Raw genomic sequence first — 25,827 nt, forward strand, 5'->3', positions numbered from 1 at the left:
CGTTTGGCGATCTGCCGGTCGCCGCGGCTCAGCAGGCGGCATTTGACGATTTTTGCGCCCAAGCCGAGGAGCCCGAGCAGATGCAGCTGGGTGCCGTGGTGCGCTTAGATCGCGGGTTTCCGCTGGTGGCGACGGCCGACGATACCTTTCGTGCCGAGCATGCCGTGGGGTTTGCCAAGTCGCGTGGCGAGGACGAGGTGCTGCTGCCGGCTGTGGGCGACCGCGTGGCGGTGCGTCGTGCGCCCGGGCACGACATGGGCGTAATCGAATGCGTTCTGCCACGACACACGAGTTTTGAGCGTTGGCGTGGCCGCGCCCGCGGCGAGCGTCAGGTGCTTTGTTCCAACGTGGATAGCGTGCTGATCGTGCAGGCACTTGGCGCCGGCGAGGTGCTGCTCGACCGCGTGGCGCGCTCGCTGGTGTTGGCGCTCGACTGCGATGCCGAGCCGGTGGTGGTGCTTACCAAGGCCGACCGCTGCGAGGCCGCGGAACTCGAGCGCGATCTGGATCGCGTGCGCCGTCTGGTGGGCCCGGACGTGCGCGTGATCGTGACGTCCTCTGCCGAAGGCCGTGGTTTGGACGAGGTGCGCGCCTGCGTGCCGGCGGGAACGTGCGCCATGATCCTGGGTGAGTCGGGGGCCGGAAAGTCGACGCTGCTCAATGCGCTGCTGGGCCACGATGCGCTGGCTACCGGTGGTGTGCGCGAGCGCGACGACCAAGGCCGCCATACCACGGTCGCGCGCGTGATGGTGGCGCTGCCGGGCGACGCCGGCGTCATTGCCGACGCTCCGGGCCTGCGCAGTTTGCCACTCGTTGGTCACGAGCGGGGCCTGGCGCGTGCCTTCCCCGAGATCGTCGAGGCGTCGCGTGCGTGTCGGTTTGGCGACTGCACGCATACCCACGAACCGGGCTGCGCCGTTCGCGAGGCCGCCGATGCCGGGCAGATCGATGGCCTGCGCCTGGAAACGTTCCAAAACTTGGCGTCATCCATGCGTGTGAGTGCCCAAATGCTCGATCCCGATGTCCATCTGTAATTGAATTTATCTATGACAGCCGTCTTCCAACTGTGCGGGAGGCGGCTTTTTTACTGGCGATGCGCCCTTAAATGAGCGTTTTGCCGACGCGCTGACCAAAACCTTGCCGCGGGCTTGACGGGTTGGTCAGCTCTTGGCTGGTAATTGGTTTGACACTTAAAACCAAGATGGTGATCGCGCTGTTTTGTTGCTTGGCCGCTCGGACAATAGTGGTACGGGCATCCCATCCGCCCAGTGCTGTCTTGAGAGGAGCTGCCGTGAACAAGAGCAAGCGCATCGCCATCAGTCTGGCAGCGGGCGTGCTCGCCGCGGCACTCTGCATGGTTTACGGGTCATCGGTTCGTTCGCGGGCTGAGCAGGCCCAGGCCAAAACCTTGGCCAAATACGGCGGCGATCGCGTCGAAGTTTGCGTTGCCGCACGTGATATCGATGTGGGTGAGACCCTCGACGAGACCAATGTCGTAACCCAAGAGTGGCTCGCGAGCCTGCTGCCGCGCGATGCGGCGACCGAGCTGCGCCAGGTGCGTGGCGACGTGACGACCTCGCGTATTCCCAAAAATGCCGTGGTCTGCGATGTCTACACCAAAGCCGAGAGCCATACGCTCGAGGTGCCCAAGGGCAAGGTTGCCGTTTCGGTGGCGGTCGATGCCGAGCATTCGGTGGGCGGAGCCGCAGGCGTGGGCAGCTACGTGGATGTGTACGTGCAAAAAGACGGCGTGACCGACCGGCTGTGCGGCGCGTATGTGATCGATACCAGCGACGAGGCCGGTGCCACGCGCGAAGGCAAGGTCGAGTGGGTGACGCTGGCGGCCGACCCCAAAGACGTCAAGGAATTGCTGGGGGCCTCGGGCAAGGGAACGGTCAGCTTGACGATTCCCGCCACGGCACGCGGCAAAAAGAGCGGAGGCGACGAGTGATGAAGGCGATCTGGCTTGCGTGCTGCGCGTGTGGCGATTACGGACTGCTGCAGCAGGAAGTCGAGGGCCGCGATGCGGGCGCGCAGGTGCTTCGCGTGGGCGACCTAGACGGGTTGGTGTCTATGGCTCGGGCGTTTCCTTCGCGCCGTGGCGCTGCCATTATCGCGGCATCCCTGTTTGATACTAAAGATGTGCGAGAGGCCGTCGCGCGCCTGACTGCCGAAGGACGCATGAGCCGCGTCATCGTGTTGATAGAGGCGCTCGATCCGTCGGATATCGAGGGGCTGTTTCGCGCGGGGGCGACCGAGGTCATCGCTGCGCACAGCATATGCGGCAGCGGACATGTGGGCGAGGGAGCGGTTGATTCCGATTGGGGCGTGTCGCCTGAGCCCGATGTTTTTGTTGATAGGGAACCCGGGGCGCCTCGCGCTACAAGAGGCCCGCGTGTTGATGACTATGGGAAAGCGGAAGCCGAGCATGTTCGGCGCCCCCCGGGCCCCCTTGCATGTGGTGACGTCGGAGCGTCGGTGCCGTATGGCGAAGACCTCCTGGCCGTAGATATGGGATACGTGCACGGCGTGAGCCTGGCCGATGGACTCGATGAGGTCGAGGGCCTTGTCGCGGGTGATGGCCCGCACGTCGACGTGACAGCGGAATCCCCAGTTCCGCCCCTACCGTTTGAGCAGCCTGCCGTGCCGGCGTGGACGCAGCACTTGGGTGCGGCTGGCGAGACGGGGACGTTGCCGCCCACGTCGTCAGCCCCTGCACCGCTGGCAGACACTGCGTCGACGTCGCATCGAGCTCCGGTCATCTGCGCCGTCTCGGGATCGGGCGGCTGTGGCAAATCGACGATTGTCGCCACGATGGCGCATGCCGCTTCGTTGCTGGGTCTGCGAGCTGCCGTACTCGATTTGGACCTAATGTTTGGAAATCTCTACGACTTGCTGGGCGCCGATGCCCCGCATGACATGGCGACACTTATCGAGCCGTCGGTCGCGGGCGCACTTGCGGAGCAAGACGTGGTCGCTGCATCGATGCGCGTTGCCCCAGGCGTTACGCTTTGGGGGCCTGTCGCAGCGCCCGAGCGCGCCGAGCTCATGGCGCGTCCGGTAGAGCTGCTGCTCGACATCTTGCGTTGTGAGTCCGACGTGGTCCTTATCGATACCTCGGTCTTTTGGGGCGATGCCGTGGCGGCTGCGGTGGCAGCGTGCGACCGTTGCCTTGTCGTGGGTGATGCGGCAGTTTCTTCCGCGACGTCTGCAGCGCGCGTCATTGAGCTGGCGAGCCGTGTGGGCGTGCCGCGCACGCGCATGAGCGCCGTATTCAACCGATTTGGCGCGCGTGGGGCGGACGAGGATATCGCCATGCGCTTTGAGATTGCCTGTGCGTTGAGCTCCAAGATTCGTATCGCCGATGGCGGGCAGGATCTCGCCGCGCTCATGGCGTTTGGGCGCGCTGACGAGGCAGTGGGGCAGACCAGCGCTTTCGCGACCAGCGTGCGCGAGGCCACGCGTGAGATGCTCGTGGAACTGGGGTGCGCCGTCGGCCCTTGGAGCGATATGGTCGCCGACCGTGCAACGCGCACCGAACGCCCGCGCATCCGCCTTCCCTGGTCGCGTGAGGGTGATTGCCGATGAGCCTGCAAACGAGAATTAAAGCAGCCGGTGCGGCAGCGGCGACGGCACCTGTCGATGTGGGACGGCGCCGTGCGGTCAAGCGCCGCACCAAGCGGGCCGTGATGGACCGCGTGGGCTACGACGAGGTGGCACGCATCAGTGCCTACGTCGATCCGGTTCTTGCCCGCTCGGAATTGCGTCCTGCGGTGGAGGCGGCACTCAACGTGGAAGAACTGACCGATCTGGCGACGCCCGAGCGTGAGACCATCATCAACGAGATCTTGGATGACGTGGTGGGCTTGGGCCCGCTGCAGCCGCTCATCGAGGACGACACCGTCACCGAGATTATGGTCAACGGTTGCCGCTCGGCTTTCTTTGAGCGCGGCGGGGTCTTATACCCTATCGAGCATGCGTTTGAGGATGACGAGCAGATCCGCGTGCTCATCGACCGCATCATCTCGCCGCTGGGCAGGCGTATCGACGAGCGCAGTCCCATCGTCAACGCCCGCCTCAAAACAGGTTATCGCGTCAACGCGGTGATTCCGCCCGTGGCGATCGATGGGCCGATCCTCACTATCCGCAAGTTCTCGGATCGCATCTGTTCGTTGGACGAGCTTGTGGGCCTGGGGTCGCTGCCGCTTTGGTATGCGCAACTGCTTTCGTGTGCGGTGTCGCTGCGCCAAGATTTGGCGGTTGCGGGCGGTACGGGGTCGGGCAAGACTACGCTGCTCAACGCGCTATCGTGCGAGATATCTACCGGCGAGCGCATCGTGACGATCGAGGATTCCGCCGAGCTCAAGTTCGCGCATCACCCGCATGTGGTTCGCCTGGAGGCGCGCGAGGCTTCAATTGAGGGTGAGGGTGCGGTGACAATCCGCGACTTGGTGACCAACGCCCTGCGTATGCGTCCCGACCGTATTGTGGTGGGTGAGGTACGCGGTGCGGAATGTTGCGACATGCTGCAGGCCATGAACACCGGGCACGATGGGTCGCTCACCACGCTTCATGCGGGCACCGAACAAGAGACCGTGGTGCGTTTGACGCTGCTTGCGCGCTATGGCATCGATCTGCCGAGCGAGCTTATCGAGGAACAAATCGCTATGGCGCTCGACGGCATCGTGATGTCCGAGCGCCATGCGGACGGCCGGCGTTTTGTGTCCTCCTATTCGGGGGTGCGACGCGGCGCGTCGGGTGGCGTGGAACTCGAGCGCTACGTGACCTTCGATGCCGCCGAGCGCACCTGGACCCTCAACCGCGAGCCGCCGTTTATCGCAGAGGGCTTGCGCTCGGGAACGCTTACGCAGGAGGAGGTGGACGAATGGAGGTCGTTGTGCCCCTCGTCGTAGGGGGCCTTGCCGGGTTTTCGGTCGCGACGGTATGCGGAGTGGAGCCTCATGTGCCGAGGATGCCGCCGGCGGAGCTGGTGCGCCATATGTTTGAATCGGTGGCCGAGAAGCTGCCACGCGAGCTGGTGAAAAATGATCTGCTAAAAAAGATCGCCCGCTCCTGGGTATCGTTGGTTCCCGTGCGCCGCATCGGTCTTGTCGTTGAGGATGATGCTTCACGCTTGGCGTTCCTGTTCCTATCGAGTGGCGTCTGCTGCCTTGCACTTGCCGTGGTGTCGCTATCGCCCATCGGCTTTGTTTTGGGGGCGGTTGCGCCCTTTGCCGCGGGCGCCGCACGCGACATCTTTGACCACCGACGCGAGCAGCGCGATGTGGAGGAAGCTATGCCCGAGGCCTTTACGGCACTTTCCATGTCGCTTGCCTCGGGACATTCGCTGGCCCAGGGCATGCGGTTTGTGGGCGCTCACGCGCAAGAGCCGGTGCATACCGAGTTTCTGCTGGTAGCGGCGGCGATCGACTGTGGCATTTCGGCTGCCGATGCGCTCGACGACCTGCTTGTCCGCATCGACGCCCCCGGGCTTTCGCTTGTCACGTTGGCGCTCAAGGTGTCGCAGCGGACCGGTGCCCCGCTTGCCGATCTGCTGTCCGAGGCGTCGAGCATGGTGGGGGAGCGTATCGAGCTCAAGCGCCGCCTGGATGTCAAAACGTCGCAGGCGCGCATGTCGGCGCATATGGTCGCGGCGATGCCGGCGGGTATGTGCGCGGTGCTGGCCCTGCTTTCGGCAGATTTTCGCTACGGTCTCGCAACGCCGGTAGGCGCCGGCGCCGTGGTTCTGGGGCTTGCCCTTAACGGCGTCGCCCTAATGGTTATCCGACGCATTATGCGGGTGGAGCTGTGAGCGCCCTGGTTGCCGCCACGGCTTGCCTGTGCGCCTTCGGCGTATTTGTCGCGACGGGCCTGGAGCGCTCGGATGTGCGCCAGACCATGGAGATTTTCAGGGGCGAGGCGGTGCTGGTCGTTGCTGCGGCCTATTCGGTGATCGATGCCGCTATTGCGCGGGTGAGGGGCGCATTTGGCGTGGACAACTCAGCGCAGGTTTCGCTCGGCGAGGTGTCCGAGATGATTGATGTGGTGCGCCTGGGGCTTTCCGCCGGCCTTTCGTTCGATGCGGCGCTCGAGATCTTTTGCGCCAATCGTCGATCGGCGCTGACTGTTCGGCTTGAACGGGCATGCATGGCGTGGCAGGTGGGCGTGGGAGCGCGCGAGGACGAGTTGTTGGCGGCCGCGCAGGACCTGGACGTGCGGGCGCTCGAGACCTTTGCCATTACGGTGGGTCAAGCGCTCGCCCTGGGTGCCCCGCTTGCCGAGACCCTTGCTGCCCAAAGTCGCGAGATCCGCGCCGCCCATCGTGCCGCGGTCGAGCGCGAGATTGAACGAGCGCCCGTCAAGCTGCTGATTCCCACTGGCACGCTCATCTTGCCGGCACTGCTGTTATCCATATTGGGCCCGCTGCTGGGAGCAGGCGGGATGATGTAGGGAGGAATACATGAACAAAATGGCTGACGTTATGGGTAGGGTTTGGAGTCGGACGCTTTACCGTGCAATGCGTTCCTGTCAACGTGCCAAGGCGCTGGTGCAGGAGGAAAGCGCGCAGGGTACTACCGAGTACGCCATCTTGGTCGGCGTGCTCGTGGTAATCGCGATCATTGCCATCGTTGCATTTAAGGGCAACGTCGAAAAGCTATGGAACGCGATCAAAGACGGCATCAACAGCCTGTAGAAGGCGGGCATTCTGTTGGCGTGCTGCTGGTGCTCGCTTGCCTGATTGTGGCGATAGCGGCGACGCTCTGGGGGCTGAATGTCGTGCGACAGCAGCGTTCTGGGGCCGTCGCGGATGGGAGCTCGGGCGCGGTGGCGCCTCCCGATGACAAAGCGCGGGACACGGCCGACAGGGATGCCGCCGTCACGGCACAAACTTTTCTGCGGGCACTCGACGAACGGGCGGATGCTGCGGCGGGGCCATCTGAGGACAACGCAGTCGCAGCCCGGCTGACATGGGCCGAGGAGCGACCGATGACCGAGGCTGCCGCGGACCTGTTGCGTGTCTATCGCGAGGTGCCCACAGCCCAGCTCGCTCTAAGCGGTTACCTCGACATCAAGGGCAACGTATGGGGCGCCATCGTGCGCGATGGGCGCGGCTGGGTCGACATGGTGACGGTTGCCGCGGATGCCGGCGACGCCTCGTGCCGCTTACGCGCGGTGCGCTTGGTTCCGCAAGCACCGGGGTCAAAGGAGGGATCGTGAAATGCTTGACGTTTTGCGCGAGGAGTCTGCCCAATCGACCGTTGAGTACGCCATCGTCACCATGGCGCTGCTTTCCATCGTGCTGGCGATTGCGGGGCTTTGGCGCGCCGGCACCGACGGACGCTTGGCGGCGTTGGCTGCACGGGCGGCGTCCCATGGCGTCGCCTCGACATCGGTTATCGACGCCGCCGCAGGCGCCAAAGACATCGCGCTCTATTGATATCGCGCGCGAGGATTGGGCGCAGTCCACGGTCGAGGCCGCCTTTTTGCTGCCGACGTTTTTGACGCTCATCCTGCTTGCGCTGCAGCCGGTGTGCCTGCTCTATACGCGTGCGGTCATGGAGTCTGCCGCCGCCGAGACGGCGCGGCTCATGACCACGACGACGGCGGAGGACGACGACCTCAAGGAGTTTGCCCGCCGCCGTCTCGCCGCGGTGCCCGATGTCTCGATCTTTCACGCCGGCGGACCGCTGTCGTGGGATATCGAGCTTGGCCGGGCGGACGCAGGGGGCGTTTCGTCTGTATCTATCGCGGGTGATGTAAAGCCGCTGCCCGTGATCGGCGCGTTCGCGCAGGCCATGGGCAATGTGGGGGGAGGAGGGAATGTTGAGTTGAAAGTCGACGTTTCGTATCGATCGCGTCCCGGATGGCTGGAGGGAGACTATGATTCGTGGATTGCCGCGTGGGATTAGGCGTCGCCTGCTGCGAATGATGCGAGGGCTCGTGTGCCGTTGCCGGTCGAATGCCCGCCGCAAGCGGGGCGGCTTCATGGGCCGCTCCGGTATCGACTTGTTTATCGAGGACGGTGCCTACACTACGCTTTCTTCGGCGGTCGTCATACTTGTGGTGCTTACGCTGCTGTTTTCGTCGACGGCGGCGATATGGAGTATGTCGCGTGCCGGGGATACCCAGGTGGCGGCCGATAGCGGTGCTCTGGCGGGTGCCAACGTGATATCGTCCTACCATACAGCGGCCACGGTGGTGGATGCGAGCATTTTGAGCTTGGGCCTGGCGGGGTTTGCCACAATCGGCACCGGCTTGGTTGCCATGCTGGTGCCGGGTGGGAAAATAGCCGCAAGCGATATGGTCGATACCGGGATTGAGATTATTAAAACGCGCAATAGGTTTGCCAAAAGTGCGTCGGAGGGTTTGCAAAAAGTCGAAACGGCTCTGCCATATCTGGTTGCCGCGCGAGCTACGCAGGCTGTTTCGGCGCAGGATGCCGATAACGTGACCTATACCGGCACAGCGCTCGCCGTGCCCAGGACATCGGAGTCGGACTTTGTTGCGCTCGAGGGGTCAGAAATCTCGACCGATGCCATTAAAAAGACGTCGGAAGATTTAGACCGCGCAGCTGTGGAGCTGCAGAAGGCCTCTGAGGATGCGGCGAAGGCCAAAGAGCGCGCCTGGCTTGCGGACTGTGGCGGATCGGATGAGAATGCGATTGGCAAGTACTCATGTATGTGGGAGCGTGCGGGGAGCTTGGCAAAGCTATCGGGTGAACAAAACCGCCACTATACTTCGAGTATCGATTGGGAGCCGCAGATCGCCCTAAATCGTGCGAAGACCTATTACCGCCGGCGTCTGGCGAATGAAAGACCGCTTGGTGGGGGTGTAGAGATGGAGGCGGAGTCTGTCGCGCGCAAAGCGTTTTACGCTTATGCAATCGAAGAACTCGATCACTCGTATATTAAAGATGATGGTGAAAAAATCTTATCCCAGATTCCATTCCTGCCACGCACTCCAGATGAGGTGAAGGGAACCCAGCTCTACACCGATGCCATGTGGCCTACGAGTGATATTGGTGGCAAGACATACCTGCACTATGGGACCGGATGCCCCAACTATAAGAATGGGTCGCCGGGCGGGTTGGCATCCGTCGTCGATTACGATGGCCACGATGTGTGCGAGGAGTGCCAATTTGACGTCGTTGACCTGGGTCGCGCCCTCATGCCTCCATCATTTATCGAAAACGGCTTCGAGTATCACTTTGACGAGTTTAAAAGGGCTCTGGAAGATTACGTCGAATGTCGCAACAAAGAGCTCGAGCTTATGCGTCAGACCGAGGACGAGGCCGATCGCGCGGGTAATGCGTTTGACCAGGCCATCAAGGCGCTTTCGGGCGAGCGGCCGCGTATCGCCCCGCCCGGCCGAAACGGCGTGGTCGCCTTTGCGGTCTCGGGCGATATGACCAGTCCCGGTAAGCTCAACTCTTCATTCAATAAGCCGGTTACGCTCGGCAGTCGCGGTGCAATCTCTGCCGCGGTCTTGGCTCCCGACAACGCGACGGCGCAAAACAACGTGCTCTCGCGGTTTTTCTCGACACTGGAAGAGCGCTCGGGCGGCGTTGCCGGCGTACTCGATGGCGTCATGGATGTTTGGGGACGGCTGCTTGTGGGATACGGAGACATCCAAGGCGCGGCCGACGAACTTATGGACGAGATGATTAAAGACCTAGGAGGGGGCAGCGGCGCGTTGGGCTCCATTGCATCGTGGCTCGGCGATACCGTTTCGGCGTCCGTGGCGGCGCTGGGTTTGGAACCGTGCGACTTGCGCCTGCGAAAGCCGGTGCTGACCGATTCCGCTAACGTCATTAAGAGTCCGGGGTCTGACATTGCCGGTCTCTCTCAAGCGCAAGACAAACTGCGAAGTATTCCGTTGGGCGTGACCGATCCCAAGGCGCTTTGCGAGGCGTTGGAATATCAAGTCGAACGCACCATTAGCGGTACGGTGTTCACACTTGCGGAGATTCCTCTGCCCGGCGGCGGCTCCATCCCGCTCACCGTCGATGTCGCTACGCTGGCGGGCGCCTTGGGCGGTGGATCGTAATGGGCGTTGGTGCAGTCTTGTACGAGGAGCGCGCCCAGGCGACGGTCGAGATGGCCGTGGTCGCTCCCGTTTTGCTGGCGCTTGCGCTCATTGTGTACAACGTCATGGTCTTTGCCGGCGCCGTTGCGCGCTTCGATCGCGTGGTGCCCGATATCGTGCTGGCGTACGCTGTGGCGCCGGAAGGGGAGGGCGACAAGAGTTCTGCCGATGCCTCGGTGCGTGTCCAGTCCGAGATTCAGGCGGCTATGCAGGGCTATGATCTGCAGGTCGAGGTCTCGAGCGAGCAGAGCTCGGCGTCGTCTGACGGCGGCTTGCTCTCTCTGTCCGGGACGTTTAGGACCTATGCCTGCGTCATGTACTATGAGCCGTGGCCTAGATTGCTCAGCATTGCCGGCGTTTCTCTGGGGACGCCGGCGAAGCTGTCGCACGAGCGCGCGGTTACGGTCGATCCGTGGCGACCGGGGGTGGTCATGTGAGCGCCGTCTTGTCTTATATTGCCTACGCGCGTGCGCTCAATAGGCTCGGTTGGTCGCCGGCAGAGTTTATGGTGGCAGAATCGTTTGGCGCACGCTTGCGCGGCATGCTGGGCCGCGTGCCGATTACGGCTGACGGACTGCCGCTCGTCATGGCGTTTCCGCGCTGCTCTTCGGTCCACACCTGTTTTATGGCTTATCCCATCGACATTGCCTTTATTGATTGCAGCGGCAATATCCTTGCACGCTACGAAAATGTCCGCCCCTGGCGCATGTGCTCCTGTCCCGGTGCTTGGGCGGTGCTGGAACGCCCTTCAATCCTTGTATCGCCCACTGTCTTGCAACGAGTGCAGGCTTGAAGGCCCTGGGCGAAAAACTTCTTGCGGCCGATTGATGTCTCTGACGTGCTGCTTTACAGAACCGAGGCGGTGTCCAAAAACTTTTTTCAAATTCTCGGTTGACCGGAGCGCGTCCTTGGTTATACTAATCAAGCCTTGAAACAAGGCACACCTCAAATGGCTGGGTAGCTCAGTTGGTAGAGCAGAGGACTGAAAATCCTCGTGTCAGGGGTTCGATTCCCTTCCCCGCCACCTTGAATTGACTAGGACCTCTGCAAAGGGGTCCTTTTCTTTTATGTAGCCCCCGCACGGAATCGAACCCCGAGAGGGCGCGGAGCTGAGGAAACGCGATAGCGTTTGCCAGCGTAGCTCGCAAGGCGCGCAAGCGCCGCAGCGGTCCGTCCGCGCAGCGCGCGGACGCGATTCCCTTCCCCGCCACCTTGAATTGACTAGGACCTCTGCGAAGGGGTCCTTTTCTTTTATGTAGCCCCCGCACGGAATCGAACCCCGTGAGGGCGCGGAGCTGAGGAAACGCGATAGCGTTTGCCAGCGTAGCTCGCAAGGCGCGCAAGCGCCGCAGCGGTCCGTCCGCGAAGCGCGCGGACGCGATTCCCTTCCCCGCCACCTTGAATTGACTAGGACCTCTGCAAAGGGGTCCTTTTCTTTTATGTGGACCCGCGGAAAACGCATCCCAGAATTTCAATCCTGAGCGGGATGCGCTTTCCGCTTTAGGGGCGCTTGGGAAAATGCGACCCGGAATGACGTGAAATTACGGGACATGCTTTCCGGTTGGGCCTGCTGGCGGAAAATGCATTCCATTATTGAGCAAAAAAACGGGATGCGCCTTCCGGCGCCTGCCTTCGGCGCGCGTGCACATCTTGGCGTACCATCTCGGGTGTGCCTGCCCAGACATTACTCCTACTTTTGCGCCACTTTGCAGACCGTTCGATCGGCTGTCCGTGTGCGCGGGTATACTCAAAACGATACTTTTCCTATGCAATACGATGCGGGTTCGCCCTGCACGATTCGAAGGGGGCCGTGATGGAGAGGATACTCGGCGTTAATCTCTCTGGCTGGTTTATTCCCGAGCCTTGGGTGACCCCGTCGCTGTACGCGGCGACAGGTGCGTCCAATGCGGCGGAACTGCAAGAAGCCATGGGCACTGCTGCCTATAACGAGCGCATGCGTCGCCATTATGAGACATTCGTAAGCGAAGATGATTTTCGCCGTATGGCGCAGATTGGTCTCAATGCCGTGCGTTTGCCGGTGCCCTGGTATGCCTTTGGCTCGCAGGAGTCCGATGCGTCCTACATTTCGGTTATCGACTACATTGACCGTGCAATTGAGTGGGCTGCCAAGTACGACATTCGCGTGCTGCTCGATCTAGCGACTGTGCCCGGTGGCCAGGGCGATTCCAACGATTCGCCCACCACGCCGGAGGCTGTTGCCGAGTGGCATTCGTCCACCAACGGTCGTCACGTTGCGCTCGACGTGCTGGAGCGTTTGGCCGATCGCTACGGCGAAGCCGAAAGCCTTCTGGGCATTGAGCTGCTGGATGCACCTCGAATGAGTGTCCGCAAGAGTCTCTTTACCATGACGGATGGCATTCCGGCCCACTACCTGCGCAATTTCTATCGCGATGCCTACGAGCTCGTCCGTTCGTATATGCCCGAGGACAAGATCGTCGTCTTTTCGTCCTCAGGACATCCCAGCGAGTGGAAGCATTTTATGCGCGGCGCCAAGTACAAGAACGTCTACATGGACCTTCACCTGTACCATTACCGCGACGAGCATGCGCTCGACATCACGAGCCCCCGCGGGCTGACGACGGCGATTTCGCGTAACAAGCGCGAGCTTAAAGAAGCGATTTCGACAGGGTTCCCCGTGCTGGTGGGCGAATGGTCGGGCGCGGCGATCTTTGCTAACTCGTCGGTTACGCCCGAGGGCCGCAATGCCTACGAGCGCGTGTTTATCGCCAATCAGCTGGCTTCGTTTGCGCCGGCTGCCGGTTGGTTCTTCCAAACGTGGAAGACCGAGAAACGCATCGCAGCATGGGACGCCCGCGCGGCGCTCGGTACGCTCGAGCGCGGCATGATTGAATAGGTTGATATGACGCAAAACAGCGCCCATACGGGCAAACTCTATGTGGTCGGAACACCCATCGGCAACCTGGGCGACCTGTCTCCGCGCGTTGGCGAGGCGTTTGCCGCCGCCGATGCGATCTGCTGCGAGGACACGCGCGTGACCTCAAAGCTACTGATGCACCTGGGCATTTCCAAGCCGCTTGTCCGTTGTGACGAGAATGTGATCGCCAGCCGCGCCGCCGGCCTGGTTGACCGCCTGCTGGCGGGGGAGACCCTCGCTTTTGCCTCGGATGCCGGCATGCCGAGCGTGTCCGATCCCGGCCAGGCGCTGGTCGAGGCGGCACGTGAGGCCGATGTGCCCGTCGAAGTTATTCCCGGGCCCTCTGCTTGCGTCACAGCGCTCGTTTCGTCCGGCATTCCCTGCGAGCATTTTTTCTTCGAGGGCTTTTTGGGCCGAAAGCACGGCGACCGCGTACGCCGTTTGCAGCGCCTTGCCGTGGTGCCCGGCGCGCTCATCTTCTACGAGTCTCCACATCGCATCGTGGCGACGCTCGAGGCCGTGGCAGAGGTCTTTCCCCAACGTGAGGTTGCCGTCTGCCGCGAACTCACCAAGCTGCACGAGGAGGTCTTGCGCGGGCCCGCCGCCCAGCTTGCCGAGAGGCTGCGTGCTCGCGGCAAAGTAAAGGGCGAGATTGCGCTGGTCATTGCGCCACCGAGTGAAGACGAGGAGACCGGCATCGTGCCGGTTGGCGCAGCGGCAGCGGATCCCGATGAGGCCCTGCGCGCGGATATCCGTGTCGCGCTCGAGGAGGGGGAGCCCGCCTCTGCGGTGGCCAAGCGCCTGTCTCAGAAGTATTCACGCCGCAAGCGCGATGTCTATGCCATGGTGCTCAATATGCAATAGATGGAGGATATCCAGCCCTTGCGTTAGAATCATCCCCTGTATGCAACGTTTTTCTGGAGGACAAACCCCATGGATCAAAGCAAGCCTTCGTTCTTTATCACGACGCCCATCTACTACGTCAATGCCGATCCGCATCTGGGCACGGCTTATTCCACCATCATCGCCGACGTCCAGGCTCGCTATCGCCGCTCCGCCGGCTATAACGTCAAGTTCCTGACCGGCATGGACGAGCATGGCGAGAAGGTCGCCGAGGCCGCAGCCAAGCATGGCATGACGCCGCAGGAGTGGACCGACAGCCAGGCTCCGCACTTTAAGGAGCTTTGGAGCAAACTCGAGATCTCCAACGACGACTTCATCCGCACCACCGAGCCGCGCCAGCATCATGCGGTGCAGTATCTGTGGGAGCGCATGAAGGAGTCTGGCTACCTGTATAAGGGCAGCTACGACGGTTGGTACTGTGTGCCCGACGAGACTTACTTTACCGACACGCAGGTCCAGAAGGGTGACGAGGAATACGGCAGCGTCGGCCAGCACCTGTGCCCCGACTGTCATCGTCCGCTCGAGCGCGTGCAGGAGGAGTCCTACTTCTTCAAGCTTTCCGCTTTCCAGGACAAGCTGCTCAAGCTCTATGACGAGCATCCCGATTTCGTCGAGCCTGCATTCCGCATGAACGAGGTGCGTAGCTTTGTCGAGGGCGGCCTCAACGACCTTTCCGTGAGCCGTACGAGCTTTGACTGGGGCATCCAGGTTCCATTCGATGAGGGCCATGTGACCTATGTGTGGTTCGACGCGCTGCTCAACTACATGACGGCTGTCGGCTACGGTGTCGACACCGACGAGGCCCGTGCCGAGCTGGCCTATCGCTGGCCTGCGCAGTTCCACATTGTGGGCAAGGACATCATTCGCTTTCACTGCGTCATTTGGCCCGCTATGCTCATGGCCATTGGCGAGGCTCTGCCCGAGCACGTCTTTGCTCACGGCTTCCTGACCGTGCGCAATGCCGAGACTGGCAAGGCCGAGAAGATGTCCAAGAGCCGTGGCAACGCCATTGCCCCGCAGGATGTTATCGACATGCTGGGCGTCGAGGGTTATCGCTACTACTTTATGACCGACGTGGTCCCCGGCACCGACGGCGCTATCAGCTTCGATCGCATGGAGCAGGTCTACAACGCCGATCTCGCTAACAGCTGGGGCAACCTCATCTCGCGTTCGCTCAACATGAGCGGTAAGTACTTTGATGGTTGCGCGCCCGCCAAGCCCGCATCGTTCGATGCGTTCGATAACCCGCTGGCAAAGATCGCCGATGGCCTGGCCGAGCGCTACATGGCCAAGATGGACGTGCTCGATTACGGTGGAGCCAAAGACGAGGTTATGGAGCTCATCCACGCCGCCAACCACTACATCGAGGACTCCGAGCCCTGGGCACTTGCCAAGGACGAGGCCAAGGCCGACGAGCTGGCGTTTGTGATCTACAACCTCCTCGAGGCCATCCGCATTGCCGCTCACCTGCTGATGCCGCTCATGCCCCAGACTTCTACCGAGGCCCTGCGCCGCCTGTCGTGCGAGGACGAGGCCGCGAGCGACGATCTCAAGGGCATTTGCGCTTGGGGTCTGCTTGCCGGTGGTCAGCCCGTCGAGAAGGGTGAGCCGCTGTTCCCGCGCCTGGGTTAAGACGCCGCGCGCCATATCGGCAATCTGCTGTTTAGGTGTAAGGGCATGGCCGCAACGGTCCATGCCCTTTTGTTTCAAGACGCCGCCACCATGCTAAGGAGGCAACTATGACAACTTCGCCTTTGGCAAACCCCACGGCAACAAGGGAGCTGCTGGAGGAGTTTGGCCTTGCGACCAAGCATCGCCTGGGCCAGAACTTCCTGATCGACAACCATGTGATCGAGCGTATTTGCGAGCTTTCCGAACTTGCGGGCGATGAGCGCGTGCTCGAGGTCGGTCCGGGCGTTGGAACGCTCACGCTTGCGCTGCTTCAGGAGGCGGCGTGCGTCACGTCGATTGAGGCCGATCCCGAGCTCGAGCCGGTGCTCGATGCCCATGCCGCCGACTATGCCAACTTCCGCTTTATCATGGGCGACGCGCTCAAGGTGTGCCCGGAGCAGATTGAGCAGGCCGCGGGCGGTGAGCCGACGGTATTTGTCGCGAACTTGCCCTATAACGTGGCAGCGACGATCATTCTGCAGTTCTTCCAGGCGATGCCCGCGCTCAAGCGCGCCGTCGTCATGGTTCAAAAGGAGGTTGCCGATCGCATTGCCGCAACGCCGGGCAACAAGACCTACGGCGGCTATACGGCAAAGCTCGGCCTGTATGCGCAGGTGACGGGTCGCTTTGAGGTGCCGCCGCGCTGCTTTATGCCGGCGCCGCATGTGGATTCGGCCGTCGTGCGCATCGACCGTGTCGACGGCGTAGCGCCCGAGGGGCTTGATCGCGAGTTTGTGGCCCGCGTGATTGACGCTGCGTTTGCTCAGCGTCGCAAGACCATCCGCAATTCCATGAGCGCCAACGGCTTTGCCAAGGACGTGCTCGATGCCGCCTTTGAGGCTTGCGGCATCGCGCCCACCACACGCGCCGAGACGCTTGGCGTTGCCGATTTTGTCCGTCTGGCTCAGGAGCTAATCCATGATGCCTAATGACGAGCGCGTGACGTTTACCAAGAAAAAGAAAACGGTTGCTTGCCCCGTGCCCTTGGTGCCGCTTGCCGATACGCACGCGCACTTGCTCTCGTTTTGGGGCAAGGAAGTACCCGAGACGCTTGTGCGCGCCAAGGCTGCAGGCGTCGACCTGTTGGTGACGATCTTTGATCCCATTGCCGACAAACGCAGCGTGACGGACTATAGCGACTGGCTGGTGCGCGAGATTTTGCCGATGCGGGATATTCCGCAGATAAAGTATCTCGCCGGTGTGCACCCCTATGGTGCGCCGGACTATACCGATGACATTCATGCACAGGTCGTTGCTGCGCTTGATGATCCCTTATGCGTCGGTATCGGCGAGATCGGTCTGGACTACCACATGGATTACGATGACGACATCGCGCCGGCGCCCCACAGCGTGCAGATCGACTGTATGGCGCGCCAACTCGAGGTTGCCGTACGCCGCAATGTGCCGGTAGAGCTGCATCTGCGTCATGAGGACACGGACGAGGAGCGCTCCTCGCATGTGGATGCGTACAACGTGCTGCGCGAGGTGGGTGTGCCTCAGGCCGGTTGCGTGCTGCACTGCTTTGGCGAGGACCGAGCTACGATGGAGCGCTTTGTGGGTTTGGGCTGCTATATCGCCTATGGCGGTGCGGCCACCTTTAAGCGCAATAATGATGTGCGCGAGGCATTTGCGTCAACCCCGCTCGATCGAATTTTGTTCGAGACGGATTGCCCGTATATGGCTCCGGAGCCCATTCGCGGTCTTGAGTGTGAGCCGGCAATGATTTCCATCACGGCAAACGCGCTGGTCAACGACCGTGTCGATCGTACTGGAGAGAAAGCAGAGGCAATTGCGCAAGCTGCGTGGGACAATGCCTGCAAACTTTTTCAAAAATAGTTCTTGCGTTCACGGTGGCGCTCCGTTATTCTAATTCCTGCACGCGGGCGTGGCGGAATTGGCAGACGCGTACGGTTCAGGTCCGTATGGGGGCAACCCCATGAAGGTTCAAGTCCTTTCGCCCGCACCATTGATTGAAAGAGCTCCCAGCAATGGGAGCTTTTTTGTTATGGGCCCATCGCAGGGACTTGAACCTGCGAAGGAGCGAGCGTCAAGAAAACGCGGAGCGTTTTTAGCGAGCTGGCGAGTCCGCCGGCAGGCGGGCGAAGCCGGTGCGGATCCGCGCAGCGGATACGCGGACGTCCTTTCGCCCGCACCATTGATTGAAAGAGCTCCCAGCAATGGGAGCTTTTTTGTTATGGGCCTCCTGATGGTGTCACATGGCTGCTTTGTGCGGGTATCCTAGTGCCAACGTGTGCCCATCGGAGGAGAGACCATGCTGTTATCCGGTATTATCGCTGCCCTTACGAGCCTTCTACTTCCCATCATCATTTTGTTGCTACTGCTTCCCAACGCCTGCTATGTCGTTGAACAGCAGCATGCTGTGATCATCGAGCGCCTGGGCAAGTTTAACCGCATCGTCAACGCGGGTTTCCACATGAAGGTGCCCGTGATCGACCGCAAGGCCGCCACGGTGAGTCTGCGCACCATGAAAAACGGTTTTGGGATCGACGTTAAGACCCAGGACAACGTGACTATCGGCCTTGAGGTCTCTGCTCAGTACCACGTGAGCTATGACATGGGAGCCGGCCCGGCAGATTCGGGCATCTACAAGAGCTACTACATGCTGCAGGAGCCCGTCGACCAGATGCGCGACTTCATTACCGATGCCCTGCGCTCTTCCATCCCTGTCTATACCCTTGATGAGGTCTTTGCCAAGAAGGATGACATCGCCAAGGACGTCAACGCCACCGTATCCGAGCAGATGGCCGCCTACGGCTTTACCCTCGTGTCGACGCTCATCACCAAGATCGCGCTGCCGACCGAGGTCGAGAACTCAATGAATGACATCAACGCCGCCCAGCGTAAGCGCGCTGCTGCGCAGGAGCTCGCTGAGGCCGACCGCATCAAGCGCGTTACCGAGGCGACCGCCGAGGCCGAGGCAATGGAAAAGGCGGGCGAAGGCATCGCCAACCAGCGCAAGGCCATCGCGCTGGGTATCAAGGATTCGCTCGAGATTATCCAGGAGACGGGCGTCGGCAACGATGAGGCCAACCAGCTGTTCATGTTTACGCAATGGTCCGAGATGATGACGGAGTTCGCTCGCACGGGTAAAACATCGACGGTCGTGCTGCCGAGCGACTTTTCGCAGTCGGCCTCTATGTTCGAGCAGATGCTGACCGCCGGCAAAGTTCAAAACGATTCGAAGGAGTAGGCGCGCGTGAAGTGCACCGTTGTATGCGTCGGTAAGCTCAAAGAGCGTTTTTGGAAGGATGCCTGCGCCGAGTACACCAAACGCCTGGGCGCCTATGCCAAGGTGGATATGCACGAGGTGGCCGATATCGACCCGGCCAAGGCGGGCGGCGTGGATGCCGCGCGCGACAAGGAGGGAGTGGCGATTCTTGCAGCCCTGCCGCCCCGAGCGCATGTGATTCTGCTGGCCATTGAGGGCAAAGAGCGCTCGAGTGAGGAACTCTCGGCGCGGCTCGATGATCTTATGTTGCGAGGCAACAGCGACATCGCCTTTGTGATTGGCGGATCGGACGGCGTGAGCGACGATGTTCGCTCACGAGCTGACGAAATGCTCAGCTTTGGACGCATTACCTTGCCGCATAACTTGGCGCGCGTGGTGCTGCTGGAGCAGGTCTACCGCGCCTGCAAGATTAGCCGTGGCGAGCCGTATCACAAATAGGTCGGCAATACGAAACAATGCCGTGGGACAATAGCTCTCGATTTGAAGAACCTGTCTGAGAGGACTATGAGATATGAAGATTGGATTTGTCGGTTTTGGCAATATGGCGAGCGCTATGGCCGATGGCTGGATTGCCGCCGGTGTGGCTGCGAGCGACATGTGTGCCTGCGCGGGCCGCTACGATGCCCTGGTTGAGCGCTGTGAGGCGCGTGGGATACTTGCCTGTCGTGATGCGGCGGAGGTTGTCGCTGTATCCGATATCGTGGTTGCTGCGGTCAAGCCGTACATGATCGAGAAGGTCTTCGCTCCGCTCAAGGATACTCTTGCCGATAAGGTCGTCCTTTCGGTCGCCTGGACTTGGGACAGTGCCAAGTGGGAGCAGGTTCTGCCGGGTGTCGCGCACATCTCGACGGTCCCCAATACACCGGTTTCGGTGGGCGAGGGCGTCATCGCCTGCGAGAAGTCCTCTACGCTCAACGGCGAGCAGCGTGCCGTGGTCCTCGACCTGCTCGGAAAGATTGGCACTGTCGTTGAGCTCGATACGAGCTTGCTGTTTGTGGGCGGTACCGTGGGCGGTTGTGCCCCGGCATTTGTTGCCATGGCGATTGAGGCCCTGGGCGACGCGGCCGTCAAGCACGGCATTCCGCGCGCCGACGCCTATCGCATTGTGAGCCAGATGGTTCTGGGTACGGCGAAACTGCAGCTTGCAACTGGGCAGCATCCTGCGGCGATGAAGGATGCCGTGTGCTCGCCCGGCGGCGCAACCATCAAGGGCGTCGTCGCGCTCGAGGACGCCGGCATGCGCAGCGCCCTGGTCAAGGCCATCGACGCCACCCTTCAGTAAACCTGCCATTTAGGGACAGGTTTATTTTGGCAGGTTTTTCCTGCGGTTTTATCTCTATAGAGAAAAGCGCCCCGCAACCGGGTTGATACCGGTTGCGGGGCGCTTGCGTTTGCCCAGATAAAACCGACCAAAATAAACCTGTCCCTAAATGGCAGGTTAGTCCCAGAAGCTGTCTTGATCTTCTTCGGATTTGGGCCCGCGGTCGACGTAGAGCTTATGGGTGCGCTTCTCCATTACAAAGGCAAGAATCGCAAACAGCAGGATGCCGCCGGCGAAAAGGATGGCAAAACCGGTACGGGTGCCAAACAAAAAGGAAAAAACTGCGTCCATTGGGTGCCTTCTTGCGTAGTTGAGTTGGGTCGTAAACGCTCATAAGTATATACTTGCCCATACATGTACAAGGTTGAAACCTAAATGGAATGTATATCGCCGGAGGATCTAATGCTTGATATCAAGTTTGTTCGCGAGAACCCCGATGCCATCGATACCGCCATGGCTAACCGCCAGACGTCTTGGGATCGCGAGAAGTTCTTTGAGCTCGACGATGAGCGTCGTGCCGTCATCACCGAGGTCGAGGAGCTCCAGGCCACGCGTAATGCCGAGTCCAAGAAGATCGGCGCCCTGATGAAGGAGGGCAAGAAGGACGAGGCCGAGGCCGCCAAGGAGGCCGTGCGCGCCGTCAACGAGAAGATCGACGGTCTGGCCGAGCGCCGCACCGTTCTCGAGCAGGAGCAGTACGACTTTATGGCTCACCTGCCCAACATTCCCTGCGAGGCCACCCCGTACGGCAAGGACGAGGACGAGAACATCGAGCGCCGTCGTTGGGGCACCCCGCGCGTGTTCGACTTCGACTTTAAACCGCACTGGGATCTGGGCACCGACCTCGACATCCTCGACTTCGAGCGCGGCAACAAGCTCTCCGGTAGCCGCTTCACCGTTCTCGGTGGCGCCGGCGCCCGTCTGGAGCGCGCCCTCATCAACTTCTTCCTCGATACGCACACCAGCCGTGGTTTTAAGGAGTGGTGGCCGCCCATCGTCGTCAAGCGCCAGACCATGTTTGGCACGGGCCAGCTGCCCAAGTTCGAGGACGACGCCTATCATGTCTCGGGCGATAACTTCCTGATCCCCACCGCCGAGGTCGTGCTTACCAACCTGCACGCCGGCGAGGTTCTCGATGCCGACACCCTGCCGCGCCGCTACACCGCCTTCACCCCCTGCTTCCGCGAGGAGGCCGGCTCTGCTGGTCGCGACACCCGCGGCATCATCCGCCAGCACGAGTTCGACAAGGTCGAGATGGTCAAGTTTGCCAAGCCGGAGGAGTCCGACGAGGAGCTCGAGAGCATGACCGCCGAGGCCGAGTTCCTGCTTCAGCAGCTGGGTCTTCCGTATCGCGTGATTAGCCTGTGCACCGGCGACCTGGGCTTCTCTGCCCGTCAGACCTACGACATCGAGGTCTGGCTGCCGAGCTACAACGCCTACAAGGAGATTAGCTCCTGCTCCAACTGCGGCGACTTCCAGGCTCGCCGCGCCAACATCAAGTATCGCGATCCCGAGAACTTCAAGGGCTCGCGCTACCTGCACACCCTTAACGGTTCCGGTCTACCGGCTGGCCGCACCATGGCCGCCATTCTGGAGAACTACCAGAACGCCGACGGCACCATTACGATCCCCGAGGTTCTGCGTCCTTACATGGGCGGCCTCGAGAAGATCGAGCCGGTCGCGTAGGTTTGCTGCATAAGCGATTTGCGGGGGCGCTCCTATCCGGGGCGCCTTTTTTGTGCGCGGAGCCTTACCATGTCGCGCGGACAGCTCAATAGAAATTACACGAACAAATGTTCTGTATACGGTCGTCTACCTGCTATGCTTTTACTAGATACGAGCGAGAGAAGGGGGATGTGATGGACCTGTTTGATGAGCGGGTAGTTTTGTTTGAGAGCGATGAAGGTGGGGAGCACCTGCTAGTTACGTGTGAGCCATCGGGTATGGGTGGCTTGGTGGTGAGGCAAACGAGCGAGGGTCCGTTGACCCAATGGTGCTTTGAGGAGTCACCACATGTAGTCGAGACCTTTGTGACGCACGAAGGGCTTACAACACTCGAACGGTTCTATGGAGTCGGGACTTCTAACCAGGTGGCACGCATGCTGAGTATCTCGTTTGCCGAGTATGATTGCGCCCAGCGGGTGCGCTCGCTATTGAGGGAACTCGGTGTTGGGTTCGACGTGGTTGAAAAGCCGATCGATCGTATGGGAAACGGTGATACATGCGGAGCTGCGTGAGGAAAATGGTCTAGAAAAAAATCAAGATTGTGCTTGACTCCAATTAACTAAAATGGTTTCATATGTCTTGCGCTGCGGCGTTACCTCAGCTGGATAGAGGGTCTGACTACGAATCAGAACGTCATAGGTTCGAATCCTATACGCCGCACCAATCGAACTTGAAGCCTCCGGCAACGGGGGCTTTTCTTTTTTGGAAGCCATGCATGGATTCGAACCTCGGTCGAGGCGCGAGCGTAAAGAAAACGCGGAGCGTTTTTAGCGAGCGGGCGAGCGCGCTGGCAGGCGGGCGAAGCCGGTGCGGATCCGCGAAGCGGATGCGCGGAATCCTATACGCCGCACCAATCGAACTTGAAGCCTCCGGCAACGGGGGCTTTTCTTTTTTGGAAGCCATGCATGGATTCGAACCTCGGTCGAGGCGCGAGCAGCATAATCGCCACATCGTAAAATTTTTTCAAATTGTCGCTTGACCCGTCGGGGCCTCGCGTGCATAATAATCCGTGCGTTGCGGCGTTACCTCAGCTGGATAGAGGGTCTGACTACGAATCAGAACGTCATAGGTTCGAATCCTATACGCCGCACCAATTGACTTTAAAGCTCCCGGCAACGGGAGCTTTTCTTTTACGCCGCCATTCGACCCCAGACATTCGACTGGAATCGTGCGCCTCCGCCCGCGGGAGACTATTTCTTATCGACTCGTGTAAGATTCCGAGTAGATGTCGCGGTCCATCCGCGACCACTCCTTCGCTAGACGACCGATCAGGGTGATATTTCGTGGCAGAGCGTCCGACATACAAGCTCAGGTTTCTCGACCCCAAAAAGCGTTTTCCATCGATGCCAGAGCAACCCGCGGGGCGCTCGTATGGTGTTGTCTGGAAAGTTTTTGGCGAGGATCCTAAAGAGTCTTGCTACGTCGTCGAATTCGTAGGCAAAAGCCACATATCGCTTTTGGGCTACGTGAGCGTGTCAGGTGAGGTCTATAAGGTTGACGGCCCTGTTCAGAAAGTGCCATTGCCCAAGAGCCCCGACATGAAATTGGTCCTTGACGAGTCCGATTCCAGTGTTGGCGAGATTTTGGTGCGGGGAGCCAACGGTGCAATGCGCGCTTGCGCGCGAACGGCCGGCTCTCCCGAAGGGCCCATGCGTGAGCAGTCCGACCACGAGACATGGAATTCGAGCCGTGCTCTCCCTTATGGCGAGTTTATGGCCTCGATGTTCTTGCGCTACGTGATATTTGCCGACCCCAAAAACGCCCTTGCGAACACGGTACCTGCCGACGAGCTCGATGAGGGTATAAAAAACACCGCCAACAAGATCAAACTCGTAAAGTTGCCCGAGCCGGTCGAGGTGTTTTTGGGCTTTAACACGGCACCGCTCCCCGATGCTATCGAGACGCTGCTCTACCGCGTTGACCATGCCGATAATCCGAGCGGTATCGAGCGTTATGCCGCCGCCCTTATGAGCGAGGTCGATTTGCCCCGACTGCGCACCATCGCTGCCAAGTCCGAGATGGGCCTAGCGCGTATCGACCGCTCAAAGCTGTTCTATCTCAATTTTGATCGTAGCCTGCTGGACCAGGACGAGATTGACATGCTGCTTGCTATCGAGTGTCGTCTTAACCGCCTCTCCGGCATCCTTGAGCGCATCGGGGCCGGATTGGCCCCTGCGGCATCCTCGCCGAGCCTTGAGGGCTGCGCGCTCTTTGACGCGTGGCATATCGCCAAGACGACCAACGATGTTCCCCGACTGCTCGATACGGCCTCGAGTGACAACCCGTGGGGCAAACCGGGTACGGTAGCTTGCCAGCCAGGCGGTGAGTGGGACGTGCGCACCCGTTTTGCGCGCGCGGTCGAAGCCCTCAACGTTGTCTCGCGGCTTGACTATACCTATCGGGCAAACGTTGCCGAGGGGATTATGCTCGTTCGGTTTGGGCGCTCGGTCGTGGATGCCATGCCCCAACGTGAATACGACGCCCAGGATGACGTCTGGCGTGAGTTGGACGAGGACGTGCGTACGATTTGGGCCGCGGAGCACGACGCGCGCGTGGCGCTCACGCTGGCAGCGGCTTGTTTTGCTGCCGGTGCCAGCATTACGCGCTGCTACGTTCAGATTGCGGCTCCCGATGGCGAGCAGGGCGAGCGCATCATTGCAACATATTCCTTTGGGCGTGCGGCCTATCTGGCCAATTGCGTTCCCGCCGCTAAGAATTTTGAAAGCATGGATATGGATGATATGCCGTGCAAGCGCATGCTTGAGGCATATGAGTCGGCCGCGCCGGATGCGATTGAGCCCGCTGAGGTTCATGCTCGCCCGCGTGACGACCACCGTTCGCTGCCGCCGGCGTTGCGCGACCTGCTGCTTGCCGATACGGCTGATGAGCTTGAGGTTATGGAGGAGGGCGATGACCCGTATGTGGCGCGCGTCGCTGAGTTGCGCGAGCGGGCAAAAGTCGACCGCGCGGGTGCGTTTGAGGGCTTTTCCCGTCTTGTTGAGGAGCTGGAGGCCAAGTGCGCCGTTGCCGAGCTTTTGGCGACAGGGCCGGTCCAGACGCTGTTCTGCGACAACCAACTGGTGCGTATGGTGCTGCCGGTAATGGAGGAAGACCGCTCCGTTCGTATTTTGCGCGCTCCCGATGCGCTGTACTTTGCCCAGCATGAGATTTGCAGCTTTTACGCCGATCAGGAGGATTTTGAGCGGGCATTGCCCGAGGTGCGTCATCTTTACGATCTGGCGCGCTCGTCCATGCAATCACACTTTGCACTCATCAACGTGCTGGCGCGTCTGGAGCGCTATGACGAGGTCATTGAGGTGGCGCGCCACGGCCTGCGCATTGCCAGTGACCGTTCCTCAATCGGCTACCTGTTCTATCGCCTAGCGTTTGCCTACTGGAACTGCGATCAGCTCGAGCTGGCGTTGGCGTGCTACCGCTTGGTACCGCGCGGCGAGGAGTCGGGTAGCAACGCACTGGAGGAAATGCAGGGCCTTATGAACGAGATGGGTGTCAATGAGCCACCGACGTTCGAGGAAGCGGTTGAGACCATCAGTAAGGCCGGGCTCGAACTGCCGCCGGTGCCTGCCGTGTCCAACCAGCTGGCAGACGCTGCTGTGCAGCTGGTCGATAACGGTTTCTTTTTCCTGGCACGCGTCTGCATCTTCCAAATGTGGCGCACGATGGGAAACGATGAGCTCGGATCCCTCAGCCGGTCGTTGGGATAGGGGTTTGATTTATGGGGGAGGAAAGCCTGCCGGCCAATTATCAAAATTTCCCCTTGCCCGGATTCGAGTGTTTGGTTACTATGGAACGGCTGTTACGGAGAGCTGACCGAGAGGCCGAAGGTGCTCGCCTGCTAAGCGAGTATGCCCCAAAAGGGCATCTGGGGTTCGAATCCCCAGCTCTCCGCCAGTATGACTTGAAAGAAGGGTCCCATTTGGGCCCTTTTTTGATTAGAAGAATGTTAACTGGGGA

At 60.7% G+C, this 25,827-nt stretch carries 26 protein-coding genes and 5 tRNA genes; 29 read left to right on the forward strand and 2 right to left on the reverse strand.

What is annotated here, in order from left to right; genetic code table 11:
* Window positions 1-80: 80 nt before the first annotated feature.
* Entirely contained in the window at window positions 81-1,034 is a 954-nt protein-coding gene (gene rsgA, locus ACTQZF_RS05510) for a ribosome small subunit-dependent GTPase A (protein WP_441554791.1), read from the forward strand.
* Between the two features lie 67 nt (window positions 1,035-1,101).
* Here rsgA and ACTQZF_RS05515 read toward each other — a convergent pair whose 3' ends face one another.
* Window positions 1,102-1,311: a hypothetical protein gene (locus ACTQZF_RS05515; RefSeq protein WP_441554747.1), complete on the reverse strand. Its 210-nt coding sequence runs from the start codon at window positions 1,309-1,311 to the stop codon at window positions 1,102-1,104.
* Here ACTQZF_RS05515 and cpaB point away from each other — a divergent pair.
* From cpaB to proC, 22 genes are all read left to right on the forward strand, one after another.
* Window positions 1,292-1,951, forward strand: a complete 660-nt coding sequence (cpaB, locus tag ACTQZF_RS05520; protein WP_370450646.1) for a Flp pilus assembly protein CpaB — start codon at window positions 1,292-1,294, stop codon at window positions 1,949-1,951. The genes ACTQZF_RS05515 and cpaB overlap by 20 nt on opposite strands.
* Window positions 1,951-3,588 carry a nucleotide-binding protein gene (locus tag ACTQZF_RS05525; protein ID WP_441554748.1) on the forward strand — a complete coding sequence of 546 codons (1,638 nt, stop codon included), beginning with the start codon at window positions 1,951-1,953 and terminating at the stop codon, window positions 3,586-3,588. Before cpaB ends, ACTQZF_RS05525 begins: the two co-directional genes overlap by 1 nt.
* Entirely contained in the window at window positions 3,585-4,913 is a 1,329-nt protein-coding gene (locus tag ACTQZF_RS05530) for a CpaF family protein (protein WP_441554749.1), read from the forward strand. Before ACTQZF_RS05525 ends, ACTQZF_RS05530 begins: the two co-directional genes overlap by 4 nt.
* Complete coding sequence (locus ACTQZF_RS05535; protein ID WP_441554750.1) at window positions 4,886-5,812, forward strand: type II secretion system F family protein; 927 nt, start codon at window positions 4,886-4,888, stop codon at window positions 5,810-5,812. The genes ACTQZF_RS05530 and ACTQZF_RS05535 overlap by 28 nt, the downstream gene beginning before the upstream one ends.
* Window positions 5,809-6,450, forward strand: a complete 642-nt coding sequence (locus tag ACTQZF_RS05540; RefSeq protein WP_441554751.1) for a type II secretion system F family protein — start codon at window positions 5,809-5,811, stop codon at window positions 6,448-6,450. The genes ACTQZF_RS05535 and ACTQZF_RS05540 overlap by 4 nt, the downstream gene beginning before the upstream one ends.
* Window positions 6,451-6,517: 67 nt before the next feature.
* Window positions 6,518-6,694 carry a hypothetical protein gene (locus ACTQZF_RS05545; RefSeq protein WP_441044823.1) on the forward strand — a complete coding sequence of 59 codons (177 nt, stop codon included), beginning with the start codon at window positions 6,518-6,520 and terminating at the stop codon, window positions 6,692-6,694.
* 293 nt (window positions 6,695-6,987) lie between these two features.
* On the forward strand, window positions 6,988-7,218 hold the full coding sequence (locus ACTQZF_RS05550; RefSeq protein WP_441554752.1) for a hypothetical protein: 231 nt from the start codon (window positions 6,988-6,990) through the stop codon (window positions 7,216-7,218).
* A gap of 1 nt (window position 7,219) precedes the next feature.
* Window positions 7,220-7,438 carry a hypothetical protein gene (locus ACTQZF_RS05555; RefSeq protein ID WP_154517649.1) on the forward strand — a complete coding sequence of 73 codons (219 nt, stop codon included), beginning with the start codon at window positions 7,220-7,222 and terminating at the stop codon, window positions 7,436-7,438.
* Window positions 7,374-7,910 carry a TadE/TadG family type IV pilus assembly protein gene (locus tag ACTQZF_RS05560; protein ID WP_427795226.1) on the forward strand — a complete coding sequence of 179 codons (537 nt, stop codon included), beginning with the start codon at window positions 7,374-7,376 and terminating at the stop codon, window positions 7,908-7,910. Before ACTQZF_RS05555 ends, ACTQZF_RS05560 begins: the two co-directional genes overlap by 65 nt.
* Window positions 7,882-10,047 (forward strand): hypothetical protein, encoded by a 2,166-nt coding sequence (locus tag ACTQZF_RS05565; RefSeq protein ID WP_441554753.1) that lies wholly within the window; start codon window positions 7,882-7,884, stop codon window positions 10,045-10,047. Before ACTQZF_RS05560 ends, ACTQZF_RS05565 begins: the two co-directional genes overlap by 29 nt.
* A complete protein-coding gene (locus tag ACTQZF_RS05570) occupies window positions 10,047-10,523 on the forward strand; it encodes a hypothetical protein (protein ID WP_441554754.1) in 477 nt (158 codons plus the stop codon). The genes ACTQZF_RS05565 and ACTQZF_RS05570 overlap by 1 nt, the downstream gene beginning before the upstream one ends.
* Window positions 10,520-10,879, forward strand: a complete 360-nt coding sequence (locus ACTQZF_RS05575; protein WP_441554755.1) for a DUF192 domain-containing protein — start codon at window positions 10,520-10,522, stop codon at window positions 10,877-10,879. Before ACTQZF_RS05570 ends, ACTQZF_RS05575 begins: the two co-directional genes overlap by 4 nt.
* A 158-nt stretch (window positions 10,880-11,037) precedes the next feature.
* Window positions 11,038-11,110: transfer RNA gene (locus tag ACTQZF_RS05580), tRNA-Phe, on the forward strand.
* A gap of 789 nt (window positions 11,111-11,899) precedes the next feature.
* Window positions 11,900-12,961: a glycoside hydrolase family 5 protein gene (locus ACTQZF_RS05585; RefSeq protein WP_427794304.1), complete on the forward strand. Its 1,062-nt coding sequence runs from the start codon at window positions 11,900-11,902 to the stop codon at window positions 12,959-12,961.
* Window positions 12,962-12,967: 6 nt separating this feature from the next.
* The gene (gene rsmI, locus ACTQZF_RS05590; RefSeq protein WP_441554756.1) at window positions 12,968-13,846 is read left to right on the forward strand and encodes a 16S rRNA (cytidine(1402)-2'-O)-methyltransferase; all 879 of its coding nucleotides are present in this window, start codon (window positions 12,968-12,970) and stop codon (window positions 13,844-13,846) included.
* A 69-nt stretch (window positions 13,847-13,915) separates the two neighbouring features.
* Entirely contained in the window at window positions 13,916-15,517 is a 1,602-nt protein-coding gene (metG, locus tag ACTQZF_RS05595) for a methionine--tRNA ligase (RefSeq protein WP_154517665.1), read from the forward strand.
* Between the two features lie 107 nt (window positions 15,518-15,624).
* Window positions 15,625-16,485, forward strand: a complete 861-nt coding sequence (gene rsmA, locus ACTQZF_RS05600; protein ID WP_441554757.1) for a 16S rRNA (adenine(1518)-N(6)/adenine(1519)-N(6))-dimethyltransferase RsmA — start codon at window positions 15,625-15,627, stop codon at window positions 16,483-16,485.
* Window positions 16,475-17,392, forward strand: a complete 918-nt coding sequence (locus tag ACTQZF_RS05605) for a TatD family hydrolase (RefSeq protein ID WP_441554758.1) — start codon at window positions 16,475-16,477, stop codon at window positions 17,390-17,392. The genes rsmA and ACTQZF_RS05605 overlap by 11 nt, the downstream gene beginning before the upstream one ends.
* A gap of 43 nt (window positions 17,393-17,435) precedes the next feature.
* A tRNA-Leu gene (locus ACTQZF_RS05610) sits at window positions 17,436-17,522 on the forward strand.
* 306 nt (window positions 17,523-17,828) lie between these two features.
* Complete coding sequence (locus ACTQZF_RS05615; RefSeq protein ID WP_117848150.1) at window positions 17,829-18,767, forward strand: SPFH domain-containing protein; 939 nt, start codon at window positions 17,829-17,831, stop codon at window positions 18,765-18,767.
* Between the two features lie 6 nt (window positions 18,768-18,773).
* A complete protein-coding gene (gene rlmH / locus ACTQZF_RS05620; protein ID WP_441554759.1) occupies window positions 18,774-19,244 on the forward strand; it encodes a 23S rRNA (pseudouridine(1915)-N(3))-methyltransferase RlmH in 471 nt (156 codons plus the stop codon).
* A 73-nt stretch (window positions 19,245-19,317) separates the two neighbouring features.
* Window positions 19,318-20,088, forward strand: coding sequence for a pyrroline-5-carboxylate reductase (proC, locus tag ACTQZF_RS05625; RefSeq protein ID WP_441015666.1), 771 nt, complete (start codon window positions 19,318-19,320; stop codon window positions 20,086-20,088).
* Window positions 20,089-20,244: 156 nt separating this feature from the next.
* On the opposite strand, the gene ACTQZF_RS05630 is transcribed toward proC, so the two are convergent.
* Window positions 20,245-20,418, reverse strand: a complete 174-nt coding sequence (locus ACTQZF_RS05630; protein ID WP_195838594.1) for a DUF6724 family protein — start codon at window positions 20,416-20,418, stop codon at window positions 20,245-20,247.
* Window positions 20,419-20,529: 111 nt separating this feature from the next.
* On the opposite strand from ACTQZF_RS05630, the gene serS reads away from it, so the two are divergent.
* From serS to ACTQZF_RS05660, 6 genes are all read left to right on the forward strand, one after another.
* Window positions 20,530-21,813: a serine--tRNA ligase gene (serS, locus tag ACTQZF_RS05635; RefSeq protein ID WP_427719058.1), complete on the forward strand. Its 1,284-nt coding sequence runs from the start codon at window positions 20,530-20,532 to the stop codon at window positions 21,811-21,813.
* A 173-nt stretch (window positions 21,814-21,986) separates the two neighbouring features.
* Window positions 21,987-22,364 carry a hypothetical protein gene (locus tag ACTQZF_RS05640; RefSeq protein ID WP_441540465.1) on the forward strand — a complete coding sequence of 126 codons (378 nt, stop codon included), beginning with the start codon at window positions 21,987-21,989 and terminating at the stop codon, window positions 22,362-22,364.
* Window positions 22,365-22,438: 74 nt separating this feature from the next.
* A tRNA-Arg gene (locus tag ACTQZF_RS05645) sits at window positions 22,439-22,515 on the forward strand.
* A gap of 353 nt (window positions 22,516-22,868) precedes the next feature.
* Window positions 22,869-22,945 (forward strand) — tRNA-Arg (locus tag ACTQZF_RS05650).
* Window positions 22,946-23,390: 445 nt separating this feature from the next.
* A complete protein-coding gene (locus tag ACTQZF_RS05655; RefSeq protein ID WP_441554760.1) occupies window positions 23,391-25,577 on the forward strand; it encodes a tetratricopeptide repeat protein in 2,187 nt (728 codons plus the stop codon).
* 96 nt (window positions 25,578-25,673) lie between these two features.
* Window positions 25,674-25,764, forward strand: a tRNA-Ser gene (locus ACTQZF_RS05660).
* Window positions 25,765-25,827: the final 63 nt, after the last annotated feature.

This window comes from Collinsella sp. LCP19S3_H3, from assembly GCF_052119145.1.
Lineage (GTDB): Bacteria > Actinomycetota > Coriobacteriia > Coriobacteriales > Coriobacteriaceae > Collinsella.